Below are 15,271 nucleotides of genomic sequence, written 5' to 3' on the forward strand. Positions count from 1 at the left end.
CGTCCCGGGGCGGCGGACCGGCCGCGCCCGGGTGGGGTGGGCAGGGGTGGGGGCGACGGTGCGGTGGTGGACGCGGGGGTCGCTCGGCGGGCCCGTGGTGAGGTCGGCGGGCGGCCCGGCGAGCGCGCTCCGGGGCAGCACGCTGAGGCCCAGCCCGGCCGGGCACGTCGTGCCGACGGGCCGGCGGCATCCGCGCCGCTGAGACGGTCGGACGGGTGCCTGCGCGGTTGCGAGGCGATCCTCGGCGGCGCCGGGCACCTCCGCGGAGTGCCCGGGAGGGGAACGAGGCGCTGGGTGCCGAGGGAGCTCGGGGCCGACCGCGGCCACTGGGGTCGCTCGTCAGCGACTGCCGGACCGGTTCCGCTCAGGCCTTCAGCCGCTGCCTGAGGGCCTTGACGTGGCCTTCGGCCTGGACGTCGTACTCGGCGGAGACGACGGAGCCGCTGTCGTCGACGACGAAGGTGGAGCGCAGCGGACCGATCCGGGGTGTCCCGTTCACGGTCTTCTCACCCCAGGCGCCCCACGCCCGAGCGGCCTCGGAGCCGGGGTCGGAGAGCAGGCGGTAGGGGAGGCGGTACTCCTCCACGAAACGGCTCAGGGTCTCGGGGTCGTCCGCCGAGACACCGAGCACGGTGTATCCCAGGTGCTGGAGCGACGCGAGGTTGTCCCGGAAGTCGCAGGCCTCGGAGGTGCACCCGGGAGTGAAGGCCTTCGGGTAGAAGTAGACGATCACCTTGCCGGGCAGGTCGGCGAGCCGCACATGCTTTCCCTCGTGGTCGGTGAGCGTGAGGTCTGGCGCGGTGGCACCGGTGGGGATCTGCGGGGTCATGAGCTCTCCTGGGTGATGGATCGTCGCCGCGAGCCGGCGTGCTGTTCTGCTCCGGGCTCGCTGGTGGCCTCGTTACGGGTGACGTCGAGCGGAAACGCGTCCTACCACCGCGCCGACGCAGGCCGACGAGACCGCCAGCACCCAGAGCGGTGCGGTGCGTTGGCGCCGGTGGGGCGGGCGGCTGAGGTCGGGGTCGCAGTCGATGGTGGTGTAGTCGAAGAAGGACGCGGGTGCGGCCGACGGCGAGGTATGGCTCACGGGTTCCCCCTGGGTTCGTATTATGAAATTACTTTTTCACGATACGAAATTTACTAGATCCTGCGCCATGGGTCAAGAGTGGCCCGCGGAATCAGGGGTACGGCCCAGGAGGGACCGGGAGGCGAAGGACGTGGTCGATCGGCGCCCTCGGTGCGGGGCTTGCGCGGAACGGCGAACGGCTTCGGCCCCGTGGGGACGGGCCTCCCGTGCGGCGACGAGGACCGGCACGCGGCGCCCGCGCACCGAGTGACCGCGACCCCTGTCGGCACGTCCGGGACGGACCGGCCGGGGGGCGGGCGTGGTTGCGCCGGCCGTCGCCGACGGGGTCGGGGACGGCCGGCGGCGCTCCCGTCGACGAGGCCCCGGGTTCTCGGCGGTGGCAGAGCAGGCGCTCCCCCATCGTCGCCCCTGTGGGGAGTCCTGGATCCGGGCGGCGCCGGGAACGTCGTTGTCGCTCCCGGCCGAGGGCCGGCCCTTCACCCCCGGCCGAGGAACGGCATCCCAGCGGCGGTGAGCACGAGCGAGTTGACCGTGGCCGAGGCGGGCAGCTGCGCCATCAGCAGCACCGCCCGGCCGACCTCCTCGACGGGGAAGCTCGGCTCGGGCCGGAGCGAGCCGTCGGCCTGCAGGGCGCCGTCGCCGGTGCCCAGGCCGGCGAGCAGCTCGGTGGCCGCGTTGCCGATGTCGATCTGCCCGCAGCTGATGCCGTAGGCCCGCCCGTCCAGGTCGAGGGACTTCGTCAGGCCGGTGACCGCGTGCTTGCTCGCGGTGTACGCCGCGGACAGCGGCCGCGGCGCGTGCGCGGAGATCGAGCCGTTGTTGATGATGCGCCCGCCCCGGGGCTCCTGCGCCTTCATGATCCGGAAGGCCTCCGCCGAGCACAGGAAGGTGCCGGTCAGGTTGACCTGCAGGGTGCGCTGCCAGTCCTCGACGTCGATCTCGTCCGCCTCGCCCCGCGGCCCGAAGGTCCCCGCGTTGTTGAACAGCACGTCGATCCGCCCGGTGAGCCGCTCGACGTCCCGGAACGCCGAGGCCACGCTGGCCGGATCGGCGACGTCCACGGGCACGACGTGCGCCCCGGCCGCCCCGGCGGCGGTCTCCTCGAGGGCCTCGCGCCGGCGCCCGCCGAGCACGACGGTCCAGCCCTCGGCGAGGAAGCTGCGGGCGACCGCCCGCCCGATCCCCGATCCGGCCCCTGTCACCACGGCCACCTTGTTCCGTCCCGTGCTGCCCATGCGGTCCTCACTTCCTGGCCGGGCTCCGGCCTGCACCAGGGCCTCCCCCTCCATGCACTCGACGGGGAGGGGCCCTGCGGTCCGTGGCGGAAATGTTGGGCCGACCCGTTGACTTCCACCTTGTGATCCCCTTCACTGTACCCAACGGAATATTCATTCCACATTATGAAATTTCTAGAGAGGATGCGGAACACAGCCCATGCATCTCACCGAGTTCAACGCCCTGAGCAGGACCCACGCGGCCGAGGCCGTCCGGCCGGCCCTGGACATCCCCCGCTGGCTCGAGGCGGTCGTCGACGCCCGGCCCTACTGGCACCGGGACGCCCTGCTGGGAGCAGCCCGCACGGCCGCACTGCCCTTCACCGACGAGGAGATCGAGCGGGCCCTGTCCCACCACCCGCGCATCGGGGAGCGGCCGGCGGGCAACGGCGCCGAGGCGGCGCTGTCGCGGGCGGAGCAGGCCGCCGTGGACCCCACGGACCGGAACGTGCAGGAGCGCCTGAGGGAAGGAAACCGGGCCTACGAGGAGAGGTTCGGCCGCGTCTTCCTCATCCGCGCCGCCGGCCGCACGCCCGAGGAGATCCTCGAGCAGCTCACTGCCCGCCTGGCCAACGACCCCGCGACGGAGCGCGCCGTGGTCGCTGAGCAGCTGCGCGAGATCGCCCTCCTCCGGCTGGAAGGACTCGTCACCCCATGAGCTACGTCACCGCCCACGTCCTCGACTCCGTCGCCGGCGCCCCCGCCCGCGGGGTCACCGTGGTCCTCGAGACCGCCGGGGGCGAGCCTCTGGCGACCGCCGTCACCGACGACGACGGCCGCGTGCCCGAGCTGGGCCCCGAGACCCTGGAATCCGGCGACTACCGGATCACCTTCCGCACGGGCGAGTACTTCGCCGGCCACAACCAGCCGACGTTCTACCCGTACGTGACGGTGACCTTCACGGTGCAGGCGCAGGAGAAGCACTACCACGTGCCCCTGCTGCTGAGCCCGTTCGCCTTTTCCACCTACCGGGGCAGCTGACCCAGGAGTTGACGGGCCCGCCCGTCTTCGGCCGCCCCACCAGTAGAAACCACCTTCCGCAAGGAGCGTTCGACATGACCGACGTCATTGCCGCCACCGACACCGTCGTCCTGGGAGCCAACCAGTACGGCAAGGCCGAGAACCACGTGGTGCGGATCAACCGCGACACCGACAGGCACGAGATCCGCGACCTCGTGGTGACCTCGCAGCTGCGCGGGGACCTGGAGGCCGTGCACACCCAGGGCGACAACGCCCACTGCGTGCCCACCGACACCCAGAAGAACACCGTCTTCGCCTTCGCCCAGCAGTACGGGATCGCCTCGCCCGAGGCCTTCCTCCTGAAGCTCTCGGACCACTTCACCGGCGAGTTCGAGTGGATCACCGGGGGCCGCTGGGCGGCCCAGGAGTACGCCTGGAGGCGCATCGACGACCACGACCACTGCTTCGTGCAGAAGAAGGACGAGGTCCGCACCGCCGTGGTGGTCACCGACGGGGACGCCCAGACCGTGATCTCCGGGTTCAAGGACCTCACCGTCCTGAAGACCACCGAGTCCGGGTTCGCCGGCTACCCGAAGGACAAGTACACCACCCTGCCGGAGACGGAGGACCGCATCATGTCCACCGACGTGGCCACCCGGTGGCGCTACAACACCACGGACGTGGACTTCGACGCGGTCTACGAGGACGTCAAGAGGATCATCCTCGCCAAGTTCACCGACCACTACTCGCGGGCGCTGCAGGAGACCCTCTACCTCATGGGCAAGGCCGTGATCGAGGCCCACCCCGAGATCGACGAGATCAAGTTCTCCTGCCCCAACAAGCACCACTTCGTCTACGACCTGGGCTTCTGCGACCTGCCCAACAACAAGGAGACGCACTACGCGGCGGACCGCCCCTACGGCCTCATCGAGGCGACGATCCAGCGCAAGGACGCCCCGGGCAACGACGCCGCCTGGATGGGCATCGCCGGCTTCTGCTGACCTCCACGCACCACCGGGTGGGCCCGCCGTCACCGGCGGCGGGCCCACCGCTCCTCCCACCTTTCCTGCTCTCCTTCCCACTTCCACAGGATGGACACCATGACCAGGTCCCACACCGCCGAGCGGACGGCAGCACCTCGCCCCGAGGACGAGAACCTCGGCATCGGCAGAAGCTTCGGCTACGGCCTGCAGCACGTGCTCACCATGTACGGCGGCATCATCGCCCCGCCTCTGATCATCGGCGGCGTCGCGGGGGTGAGCCCGCAGGAACAGGGGCTGCTCATCGCGGCGTGCCTGTTCGTGGGCGGTCTCGCCACGATCCTGCAGTCCTACGGGATCAGGTTCTTCGGCTCGCAGCTGCCCCTCGTGCAAGGCACCTCCTTCGCGTCCGTGGCCACCATGACCGCCATCGCCCAGGGCGGCGGCGGGATCCAGGCGGTGTTCGGCGCCGTGATCGCCTCGGCCGTGCTCGGCTTCCTGATCACGCCGTTCTTCGCCAGCATCGTGCGCTTCTTCCCGCCGGTCGTCACCGGCGTGGTGATCACCTCGATCGGGCTCACGCTTTTCCCCGTGGCCGCCCGGTGGGCCATGGGCGGCAACGCCCAGTCCCCGGAGTACGGCTCGGTCGGCAACCTCGGCCTGGCCGGGGCCACCCTGCTGATCATCCTGCTGCTCTCCAAGGTGGGCAGCGCGGCCATCTCCCGGCTGTCCATCCTCCTGGGCCTGGTGCTCGGCACGGTGCTGGCGGCGGTCCTGGGCAAGGCCGACTTCAGCAAGGTGGCCGACGGGGCGATCTTCGCCTTCCCGCAGCCGCTGGCCTTCGGCCCGCCCGTCTTCGAGGTCGCGGGGGTCCTCTCCATGTTCATCGTGGTTCTCGTCATCCTCACGGAGACGACCGCGGACATCATTGCCGTGGGCGAGATCGTGGACACGAAGGTGGACAAGCGCCGGATCGCCGACGGGCTGCGCGCCGACATGGCGTCCTCCGCCGTCGCGCCCCTGTTCAACGGCTTCACCCAGAGCGCCTTCGCCCAGAACGTCGGGCTCGTGGCCATCACCGGCGTCAAGAGCCGGTTCGTGGTCACCGCCGGCGGCGCCATCCTGGTGATCCTGGGCCTGCTGCCCGTCCTGGGCCGCGTCGTCGCCGCCGTGCCCCCGCCCGTGCTGGGCGGTGCGGGCATCGTGCTCTTCGGCAGCGTGGCCGCCTCCGGCATCCGGACCCTGGCGAAGGTGGACTACAAGAACGGCGCCAACCTGATCATCGTGGCCACCTCCATCGGCTTCGGCATGCTGCCGATCGCCCTGCCCGAGATCTACGACCGCTTCCCCGGCTGGTTCGAGACCATCTTCCACTCGGGCATCAGCTCGGCCGCCGTGATGGCGGTCCTGCTGAACCTGCTGTTCAACGAGTTCCGCGCCGGCAATCCCCCGCGGGGCACCGGCTCGGTCTTCGCCAACGCCCCGGTCCGTGCGGTGCGCTACGAGAGCCTGGAGCACCTCCAGGACCACCTGCAGGAGGGCGACACCGTCAGGGACGGCAAGCTCGTGGACTGCGACGGCAACGAGGTGCCCGTCATCACCGCCGCCGGGGAGATCATCGACACCCGGATCTGCCGGTCCCAGGACGGCTCCAGCGGCGCCTCCGCGCACTGACGCACCGGCAGCACCGGGCCACCGCCGGTCTCCTGCGGCGCCGGGGTCCCCGGCGCCGCAGGAGACCGGCCGGACATGTCCCTTCTCCACCTCTGACGACCGAGAGCGAGTTGACGTGAATTCTGAGCGCATGGTCGAGACCCCCGACCGGCCGACCCCCGATCTCCCGAACAGCACACCGGAGCAGACCGCAGCGTGGCCGGGCTCGTTCGAGGACCTGGTCGAGAGGCAGGTGAGGGAACGGACGCAGTACCTTCTGCACTCCTCTGCCCCACGGCCCCGGGCCAGGGGCGCGGACGCGCCGGCGGTGACGACCGACTACGTGAACACGATCCCCGCCGACCAGGAGCCCGACTTCCCCGGCGACGAGGAGATCGAGCGGCGCTACCGCGCGTTCCTGCGTTGGAACGCGGCCGTGATGGTCCACCGCGCGCAGCGTCCCGAGATCGGCGTGGGCGGGCACATCTCCACCTACGCGGGAGCCGCGACGCTCTACGAGGTCGGCTTCAACCACTTCTTCCGCGGCCCCGACCACCCCGGCGGCGGCGACCAGGTGTTCTTCCAGGGTCACGCCTCCCCCGGCATGTACGCCCGGGCGTTCCTGGAGGGCCGCCTGACCGAGGAGCAGCTGGACGGGTTCCGGCAGGAGAAGTCCAAGGGCGCCAGCGGCATCCCGTCCTATCCGCACCCCCGGTCGATGCCGGACTTCTGGCAGTTCCCGACGGTGTCGATGGGCATCGGCCCGATGAACGCCATCTACCAGGCCCAGTTCAACCGCTACCTGCACCACCGCGGGATCAAGGACACCTCCGACCAGCGCGTGTGGGCGTTCCTGGGCGACGGCGAGATGGACGAGCCCGAGTCGCGCGGCCTGCTCCAGCTGGCCGCCAACGAGAAGCTGGACAACCTCACCTTCGTGGTCAACTGCAACCTGCAGCGCCTCGACGGGCCGGTGCGCGGCAACGGCAAGATCGCCCAGGAGCTCGAGGCGTTCTTCCGCGGCGCCGGCTGGAACGTCGTCAAGGTCCTGTGGGGCAGGGAGTGGGACCCCCTGCTGGCCGCCGACACGGACGGGGAGCTCGTGCGCATCATGAACGAGACCGTCGACGGCGACTACCAGACCTTCAAGGCCGAGTCCGGCGCGTTCGTGCGCGACCACTTCTTCGGCCGATCCGCCGCCACCAAGGAGCTCGTCGCGGACATGACGGACGACGAGATCTGGTCCCTCAAGCGCGGCGGCCACGACTACCGCAAGGTCTACGCCGCCTACCGGGCCGCCACCGAGTTCCGGGGCAAGCCCACGGCGGTGCTCGCGATGACGGTGAAGGGCTACGGCCTGGGCGCCTCCTTCGAGGCGCGCAACGCGACCCACCAGATGAAGAAGCTCACCCTGGAGGACCTCAGGGCCTTCCGCGACCACCTGCGCATCCCGGTCACGGACGAGCAGATCGACAACGACCTCTACGGCGCCCCGTACTACCACCCGGGGCCCGACGCCCCCGAGATCCGGTACCTGCTGGAGCGGCGCCAGGAGCTCGGCGGGTTCGTGCCGCAGCGCCGCAGCAGCAGCGCTCCCGTGCCGCTGCCCGCGGCCGCCGCCTACCGGTCCGGCCGGAAGGGCTCGGGCAAGCAGATGGCCGCCACCACGATGGCCTTCGTGCGGATCCTCCGGGACCTCATGCGGGAGAAGGACTTCGGCCACCGCATCGTGCCGATCATCCCGGACGAGGCGCGGACCTTCGGCATGGACTCGTTCTTCCCCACCGCGAAGATCTACAACCCCCACGGGCAGAACTACCTGTCGGTGGACCGCGAGCTGATGCTCGCCTACAAGGAGTCCCCGCAGGGCGTCCTGCTCCACCCGGGCATCAACGAGGCCGGCGCCACCGCGGCGTTCACCGCGGCCGGGACCTCCTACGCCACGCACGGCGAGCCGATGATCCCCGTCTACATCTTCTACTCGATGTTCGGCTTCCAGCGCACCGGTGACTCCTTCTGGGCGGCGGCCGACCAGATGACGCGCGGATTCGTCATCGGTGCCACCGCGGGGCGGACCACGCTCACCGGCGAGGGCCTCCAGCACGCCGACGGCCACTCCCCCGTGCTGGCGGGCACGAACCCCGCGGTGCGCAGCTACGACCCGGCGTTCGGCTACGAGATCGCCCACATCGTCCGTCACGGGCTGGAGCAGATGTACGGGCCGGACTCACCGGACCCGGACGTCATGTACTACCTCACGGTCTACAACGAGCCGTACCACCAGCCCGCCGAGCCGGAGGACGTCGACGTCGAGGGCGTCGTGCGCGGGATCCACCGGATCAGCCGCTCCCAGGTGCCGGGTCCCCAGGTGCAGCTGCTCGGCTCGGGAGTCTCCGTGCCGTGGGCCCTGCGGGCCCAGCAGGTCCTGGCCGAGGAGTGGGGCGTGTCCGCGGACGTGTGGTCGGTGACCTCCTGGAACGAGCTGCGCCGCGACGGCCTGGCCGCCGAGCGGGAGGCATTCCGCAACCCGGGAGCACCGCGCCGCGTTCCCTTCGTCACCCAGCAGCTCGCCGGCGCCGAGGGGCCGGTGATCGCCTCCACCGACTTCGTCTCCGACCTGCCGGACCGGATCCGCCAGTACCTGCCGAACGACTTCGCCACCCTGGGCGCCGACGGGTTCGGCTTCTCCGACACCCGAGCCGCGGCACGGCGCTGGTTCACGATCGACGTGCACTCCATCGTGGTGCGGGCCTTGGAGATGCTGGCCGACCGCGGGGCGGTGGACGCCGACGCCCCGGTCCGGGCCTTCGAGCGCTACCGCCTCGATGACGTCACCGCCGGCACCACCGGAAACGCCGGCGGAGAGGCCTGAGCTCGCTGCCGGGTCCACGACGGCGTCCGCCCGCCCCGGGGCGGGCGGACGCCGTCGCAGGCCCATGGGTCCCTCAGACCGGGGCGGGCATCAGCTCCGCGGCGATCGCCTCCGCCGCCCGGCGCAGGACAGGCACCGCCCGGCGGCCGAAGTCCTCGTCCACGCGGGAGACCGGCCCGGAGACGGAGATCGCCGTGGGCGTGGGGGCCCCGGGCACCGCCATCGCGTAGCAGCGCACCCCGAGCTCCTGCTCCTCGTCGTCGACCGCGTAGCCGCGCTCCCGGATCCGCGCGAGGTCGGCGAACAGCTCCTCGAGGGTGCCGAGGCTCTTCTCCGTGGGGGTGGGCATGCCGGTGGCGGCGACGATCGCGCGCACCCGCTTCTCCGGCAGCGTCGCCAGGATCGCCTTGCCCACCCCGGTGTCGTGGGTGTCCGCACGGCGCCCGACCTCGGTGAACATCCTCATGGACCGGCTCGACTGGGCCTGGGCGATGTAGACGACCTGCTGGCCGTCGAGCACGGCCATGTTCGCCGACTCCCCGAGCTCCTCGACGAGCTCGTCGAGCCGGGCTCGGGCCGAGGAGCCGAACTGCCGGCCCGCGGCCTCCCCCAGCAGGATCAGGCGCGGCCCGAGCGCGTAGTTGCGGTTCGGGAGCTGGCGGACGTAGCCCGGAGGCACCAGGGTGCGCAGGAGCCGGTGGATGGTCGGCAGCGGCAGCCTCACGGCCGCGGCGAGCTCGCTGAGCGACATCTCGCCACCGGCCGCGGTGATCACCTCGAGGAGCTCGAACACCCGCTCCACCGATTGCACACCGCCCGACGCAGCACGTGCACTCGTCGTGGTCATAGCCATCTCCCGTCGTCCCGGCCCGGCCGCCTCGTGCGGCGGGCGAGGAGCCGGCCACGAGGTGCGTGACGGGTGTCACCGCGAACCCTTGCCAACCCCTGCTGGCTCCCATAATATCCATAATACGAAAGTTTCATTCCACGATACGACTGAAATTGTCGATCCACAGGTCCCTGGAGGAACCATGGCAACGCCCAGCCCCGGCTATTCGATGATCCTGCGCGTGGAGGCACCGGCGGGCCTCACCGTCACCAGCGAGCTCGCTGCCGCAGCCGCGCGCGCCGGTGCGGCGGTGACCGCCCTCGACATCGTCGAGTCGCACCCGGACCACGTCGTGGTCGACGTGAGCTGCAACGTCTCGGACGCCTCCCACCGGGACGAGGTGCGCGACGCCCTCGAGGCGCTCGAGGGCGTGCAGGTGCGCAAGATCAGCGACCGCACCTTCCTGATCCACCTCGGCGGCAAGATCGAGGTCACCCCGCGCGTGTCCCTGCGCAACCGCGACGACCTCTCCCGCGCCTACACCCCGGGGGTGGCCCGCGTGTGCATGGCCATCCATGAGAACCCCGAGGACGCCCGGCGGCTGACTGTCAAGCGCAACACCGTGGCCGTGGTCACCGACGGCACCGCCGTGCTCGGCCTGGGCGACATCGGCCCCGCCGCGGCCCTGCCGGTGATGGAGGGCAAGGCAGCCCTCTTCAAGGCCTTCGGCGGCGTGGACGCCTGGCCCGTGTGCCTGGACACGAAGGACACCGACGAGATCGTGCGCATCGTCAAGGCCATGGCCCCGGTCTACGGCGGGATCAACCTGGAAGACATCGCCGCCCCGCGGTGCTTCGAGATCGAGGCCCGCCTGCGCGAGGAGCTCGACATCCCCGTCTTCCACGACGACCAGCACGGCACCGCGATCGTGGCCCTGGCCGCCCTCTTCAACGCCCTGCGCGTGGTGGGCAAGACCATCGAGGACGTGCGGATCGTGGTCTCGGGCGTCGGCGCCGCCGGGCACGCCATCATCCAGCTGCTCAAGGCCCAGGGAGCCGGGGACATCGTGGCCTGCTCCCGCAACGGCGCGATCCACCGGGGGGAGTCCTACCAGGACGCCCACCGGCAGTGGATCGCCGAGAACACCAACGAGGCCGGGTTCTCGGGCAGCCTCAAGGAAGCCATGATCGGAGCGGACGTCTTCATCGGCGTCTCCGCCCCGGACCTGCTCGGCGCGGCGGACGTGGCCGCCATGAACGACCGCGCCGTAGTCTTCGCCATGGCCAATCCCGACCCCGAGATCGAGCCGGGGATCGCGGCCGAGCACGCCGCCGTGGTCGCGACCGGACGCTCCGACTTCCCGAACCAGATCAACAACGTGCTCGCCTTCCCGGGCCTGTTCCGCGGCCTGCTCGACGCCGGGGCCGCCGACATCACCACCGGGATGCTCGTCGCCGCGGCCCGGGCCATCGCCGACTGCGTGCACGAGGACGAGCTCAACGCGAGCTACATCGTGCCCAGCGTCTTCGACCCGCACGTGGCCCCGGCGGTGGCGGAGGCCGTGCAGCGGGTGGCCCAGCAGGGCGCGCACGAGCTCTTCCCGGCGTCCGCCCAGAAGTAGCACGGCCCCGGCTCCGCCGCACCCCGAGCGTCGCCGGCCGGCCCCGGACCGGGCGACGACACCCCCAGAACACTGCACCGAACGGAGACCCATCATGACCATCGAGTTCACCACCCCCGCCGGCCTCGACCGCGCCGGCGAGGTCCTCACCGACGAGGCCCTCGCCTTCGTGGAGGCGCTGCACCAGAACTTCGCCGCCCGCCGCGAGGAGCTGCTGGGCCTGCGGGTGACGGCCCGCGAGCAGGCGGCGGCCACCGGCACCCTGGACTTCCTCCCGGAGACGAAGGAGATCCGGGAGGGCGAGTGGAGGGTCGCCCCGGCGCCGCCGGCGCTGCAGGACCGCCGCGTGGAGATGACCGGCCCGGCCTCGCCCGCCAAGATGGCGATCAACGCCCTGAACTCCGGGGCGAAGGTGTGGCTGGCCGACCTCGAGGACGCCTCGAGCCCGACCTGGTACAACCAGGTCGACGGCGTGCTGAACCTGCGCGACGCCGCGCGCGGCACGCTCGAGTACACCTCGCCCGAGGGCAAGCGCTACGCGCTGCGCGAGGACGCCCCGCTGGCCGTGGTGGTCGCCCGCCCCCGCGGCTGGCACCTGCCCGAGTACAACGTCACCGTGGACGGGCAGCCGGGCTCGGGCTCGCTGGTGGACTTTGGCCTGCACTTCTTCCACACGGCGAAGCTGCTGCTCGCCAACGGCCACGGCCCGTATTACTACCTGCCGAAGATGGAGTCCCACCTCGAGGCGCGGCTGTGGAACGACGTCTTCACGTTCGCCGAGGAGTACGTCGGGATCGACCACGGCACCGTCCGCGCCACCGTGCTCATCGAGACCATCCCCGCGGCGTTCCAGATGGAGGAGATCCTCTACGAGCTGCGCGAGCACGCCTCCGGGCTCAACGCGGGACGCTGGGACTACCTCTTCAGCGTCATCAAGTACTTCCGGGACGCGGGCGAGCAGTTCGTGCTGGCCGACCGCTCCACGATCACCATGACCGCCCCGCTGATGCGCGCCTACACCGAGCTGCTCGTGCGGACCTGCCACCGCCGCGGGGCCTTCGCGATGGGCGGCATGGCCGCGTTCATCCCGAACCGCCGCGACCCCGAGACCACCGCGGCCGCCTTCGAGAAGGTGCGGGCGGACAAGACCCGCGAGGCCACCGACGGCTTCGACGGCTCCTGGGTGGCCCACCCCGACCTCGTCCCCACCTGCCGCGAGGTCTTCGACGGGGTCCTGGGCGAGAAGCCCAACCAGGTCGACCGGCTGCGCGAGGAGGTGCAGGTCAGCGCCGCGCAGCTGCTCGACGTCCCCAGCGCCGGGACCGTGCGCACGCAGAAGGAGTTGGCGGCCAACCTCTACGTGGCCATCCGCTACACCGCCGTGTGGCTCTCCGGCAACGGGGCCGTGGCGATCCACAACCTCATGGAGGACGCCGCCACCGCGGAGATCTCCCGCTCCCAGGTCTGGCAGCAGATCAAAAACGGCATCCGGTACGACGACACGGGGGCCACGGCCACGCGGGAGCTGGTCTCCGGGGTGCTCGAGGAGCAGAAGGCGGCGCTGCGCGAGGAGATCGACCCGGAGACGTTCGAGCGGTTCTTCGAGCCGGCCGCCGGGCTGATCGCGGACCTCGTGCTCGGCGAGGACTACATCGACTTCCTCACCCTGCCCGCCTACGACCTGCTGGAGAGGTCCGCACGCGACCGGGCGGCCACGAAGTGAGCGCCGGACACCCGGCCGGAGTCCTGGGCACGGCCTTCCAGCAGTCCGCGGACGAGAAGTTGCGCGGCACCGACGCGATGCTGGCGCGGGCCTACCCCGGAGACCCCGGGACCCGCCAGCCGGTGCACACGGTCTACGTCCCGGCCGACGCCTTCCGCCCGGACCTGCCCCGGCAGTGGGGCCGGCGCGCGCTTGAGGCCGTCGCCGGGCCGGGGATCCGGGGCCTGGCGGCCGCCGTGGCCCCCGCGGGCCTCGACGGGGCGCTCGTGGGCCCGGTGGCCGAGGCGGTCGAGCGCAAGCTGGCCACCGAGCCGATCGAGGACCTGCGCATCGACTTCGAGGACGGCTTCGGCGACCGGGGCGACGACGTGGAGGACGAGCACGCCCTGCGGACCGCCCGGGACGTCGCCCGGGCCGTGCGCGAGGCCACCGCGCCCCCGTTCGTGGGCATCCGCTTCAAGTGCTTCGAGGCGCCCACCCGCGCCCGCGGCCTGCGGACCCTGGACCTGTTCCTCACCACCCTGGTGCGCGAGGGCGGGCTGAAGGAGGCCGGGCACAGCCCCGACGGGCTGCCCCGCGGCCTCGTGCTCACCCTGCCCAAGGTCAGCACCCTCGAGCAGGTGCAGGTGATGGCCGAAGCCTGCGAGCGCCTCGAGGAGGGTCTGGGCCTGGGCCCCGGCCGGCTGCGCTTCGAGGTGCAGATGGAGACTGCCCCGATGATCCTGGGCCCCGACGGCACCTGCCCCATCCCGGCCATGCTCCACCGCACGGGCGGTCGGGTCGAGGCCCTGCACTACGGGACCTACGACTACTCCGACTCCCTGCAGGTCGCCGCCGCCTACCAGTCCATGGAGCACCCGGCGGCCGACCACGCCAAGGCCGTCATGCAGGTGGCCGTGGCCGGGACCGGGGTGCGCCTGTCGGACGGGTCCACCAACGTCCTGCCGACCGGGGACGAGGAGCAGCGGCGCGCGGCGTGGGCGCTGCACGCCCGTCTGGTCCGCCGCTCCCTGGAGCGGGGCTTCTACCAGGGCTGGGACCTGCACCCCGCGCAGCTGCCCACCCGCTTCCTCGCCACGTACTTCTTCTACCGCCAGGGCTTCGCCGCCGCGGCGCTGCGGCTGCGCAACTACGTCCACGGCGTCAGGTCGGAGATCCTGGACGAACCCGCCACGGCCCGCGCCCTGGCCCGGTTCGTCCACCGCGGCGTGCTCTGCGGCGCCGTGACCGAGGCCGAGCTGGAGGCCGCGGCGGGCATCGGCGGCCAGGACCTGTTCGCCCTCGCCCACCCCAGGGCCGCGGCCCCCGCCCCCTCGAGCCCGGCCGCATCGACCACCGGAGGCAACTGACATGACGCGGACCACCTACCACGCCCCGCACGGCGGCCACCCGCCGCAGACGGACCTGCTGACGGACCGGGCGATGTTCACCGAGGCCTACGCGGTGATCCCGCGCGGGACCATGCGCGACATCGTGACGAGCCGCCTGCCGCACTGGGAGGACACCCGGCTGTGGGTACTCGCCCGGCCGCTGTCCGGCTTCGCCGAGACGTTCTCGCAGTACATCATGGAGGTCGGCCCCGGCGGCGGCAGCGACCGGCCCGAGACGGAGTCCGGCGTCGAGGGGGTCCTGTTCCTCATGGAGGGCGCCCTGCTGCTGACGGTGGAGGAGGAGGAGTACGAGCTCACCCCCGGCGGCTACGCGTTCCTCCCGCCGGAGTGCCGGTGGACGGTGCGCAACCACGGCGAGGAGCCCGCCCGCTTCCACTGGATCCGCAAGGCCTACGAGTACGTGCAGGGCCTCGAGGTCCCCGAGCCGTTCGTCACCAACGAGCAGGACGTGGCGCCGACCCCCATGCCGGGCACCGACGGCCGGTGGGCGACCACCCGGTTCGTGGACCCCGACGACGTCCGCTACGACATGCACGTGACGATCGTGACCTTCGAGCCCGGCGGAGTCATCCCCTTCGCCGAGACGCACGTGATGGAGCACGGGCTCTACGTGCTCGAGGGCAAGGCGGTCTACCGGCTCAACCAGGACTGGGTCGAGGTGGAGGCGGGCGACTTCATGTGGTTGCGCGCCTTCTGCCCGCAGGCCTGCTACGCGGGCGGACCGGGGAAGTTCCGGTACCTGCTCTACAAGGACGTCCACCGGCACATGAAGCTCTCCTGACCCCGGCCGGCCCCCGCCGGCCCTTCCTCCACCCCGCCCCACGACCGGCGCCACCCCGGTCGTGGGGCGGGGTTTCCACATGGTGGCGGCTAGTTCCCCT

The 15,271-nt window shown here is 71.6% G+C and carries 12 protein-coding genes; 9 read left to right on the forward strand and 3 right to left on the reverse strand.

The window, feature by feature from the left end:
* Positions 1–364: 364 nt before the first annotated feature.
* Both M3185_RS04890 and M3185_RS04895 read right to left on the reverse strand, forming a co-directional pair.
* Entirely contained in the window at positions 365–829 is a 465-nt protein-coding gene (locus tag M3185_RS04890; protein WP_251332551.1) for a peroxiredoxin, read from the reverse strand.
* Between the two features lie 734 nt (positions 830–1,563).
* Positions 1,564–2,322, reverse strand: a complete 759-nt coding sequence (locus tag M3185_RS04895; protein WP_251332552.1) for an SDR family oxidoreductase — start codon at positions 2,320–2,322, stop codon at positions 1,564–1,566.
* A gap of 199 nt (positions 2,323–2,521) precedes the next feature.
* On the opposite strand from M3185_RS04895, the gene uraD reads away from it, so the two are divergent.
* The 5 genes from uraD (at position 2,522) to aceE (ending at position 8,826) form a co-directional block, all read left to right on the forward strand.
* A complete protein-coding gene (gene uraD, locus M3185_RS04900; protein WP_251332553.1) occupies positions 2,522–3,019 on the forward strand; it encodes a 2-oxo-4-hydroxy-4-carboxy-5-ureidoimidazoline decarboxylase in 498 nt (165 codons plus the stop codon).
* Positions 3,016–3,342: a hydroxyisourate hydrolase gene (gene uraH, locus M3185_RS04905; protein ID WP_251332554.1), complete on the forward strand. Its 327-nt coding sequence runs from the start codon at positions 3,016–3,018 to the stop codon at positions 3,340–3,342. Before uraD ends, uraH begins: the two co-directional genes overlap by 4 nt.
* A gap of 74 nt (positions 3,343–3,416) precedes the next feature.
* Complete coding sequence (gene pucL / locus M3185_RS04910) at positions 3,417–4,322, forward strand: factor-independent urate hydroxylase (RefSeq protein WP_251332555.1); 906 nt, start codon at positions 3,417–3,419, stop codon at positions 4,320–4,322.
* A 99-nt stretch (positions 4,323–4,421) separates the two neighbouring features.
* Positions 4,422–5,975, forward strand: coding sequence for a nucleobase:cation symporter-2 family protein (locus M3185_RS04915; RefSeq protein ID WP_374238467.1), 1,554 nt, complete (start codon positions 4,422–4,424; stop codon positions 5,973–5,975).
* 130 nt (positions 5,976–6,105) lie between these two features.
* A complete protein-coding gene (aceE, locus tag M3185_RS04920; protein ID WP_251332691.1) occupies positions 6,106–8,826 on the forward strand; it encodes a pyruvate dehydrogenase (acetyl-transferring), homodimeric type in 2,721 nt (906 codons plus the stop codon).
* Between the two features lie 73 nt (positions 8,827–8,899).
* Here the strand turns inward: aceE and M3185_RS04925 are convergent, their stop codons facing one another.
* Positions 8,900–9,673, reverse strand: a complete 774-nt coding sequence (locus tag M3185_RS04925) for an IclR family transcriptional regulator (RefSeq protein ID WP_285859500.1) — start codon at positions 9,671–9,673, stop codon at positions 8,900–8,902.
* 184 nt (positions 9,674–9,857) lie between these two features.
* On the opposite strand from M3185_RS04925, the gene M3185_RS04930 reads away from it, so the two are divergent.
* The 4 genes from M3185_RS04930 to M3185_RS04945 all read left to right on the forward strand — a co-directional run bounded on the left by M3185_RS04930 (position 9,858) and on the right by M3185_RS04945 (position 15,171).
* Positions 9,858–11,276, forward strand: coding sequence for an NAD-dependent malic enzyme (locus tag M3185_RS04930; protein ID WP_251332558.1), 1,419 nt, complete (start codon positions 9,858–9,860; stop codon positions 11,274–11,276).
* 94 nt (positions 11,277–11,370) lie between these two features.
* Complete coding sequence (gene aceB, locus M3185_RS04935; protein WP_251332559.1) at positions 11,371–12,999, forward strand: malate synthase A; 1,629 nt, start codon at positions 11,371–11,373, stop codon at positions 12,997–12,999.
* Positions 12,996–14,348 carry a DUF6986 family protein gene (locus M3185_RS04940; protein WP_251332560.1) on the forward strand — a complete coding sequence of 451 codons (1,353 nt, stop codon included), beginning with the start codon at positions 12,996–12,998 and terminating at the stop codon, positions 14,346–14,348. Before aceB ends, M3185_RS04940 begins: the two co-directional genes overlap by 4 nt.
* A 1-nt stretch (position 14,349) precedes the next feature.
* Positions 14,350–15,171, forward strand: a complete 822-nt coding sequence (locus tag M3185_RS04945) for a bifunctional allantoicase/(S)-ureidoglycine aminohydrolase (RefSeq protein WP_251332561.1) — start codon at positions 14,350–14,352, stop codon at positions 15,169–15,171.
* Positions 15,172–15,271 lie beyond the last annotated feature (100 nt).

The sequence above is a fragment of the Kocuria rosea genome (assembly GCF_023715525.1).
Lineage (GTDB): Bacteria > Actinomycetota > Actinomycetes > Actinomycetales > Micrococcaceae > Kocuria > Kocuria rosea_A.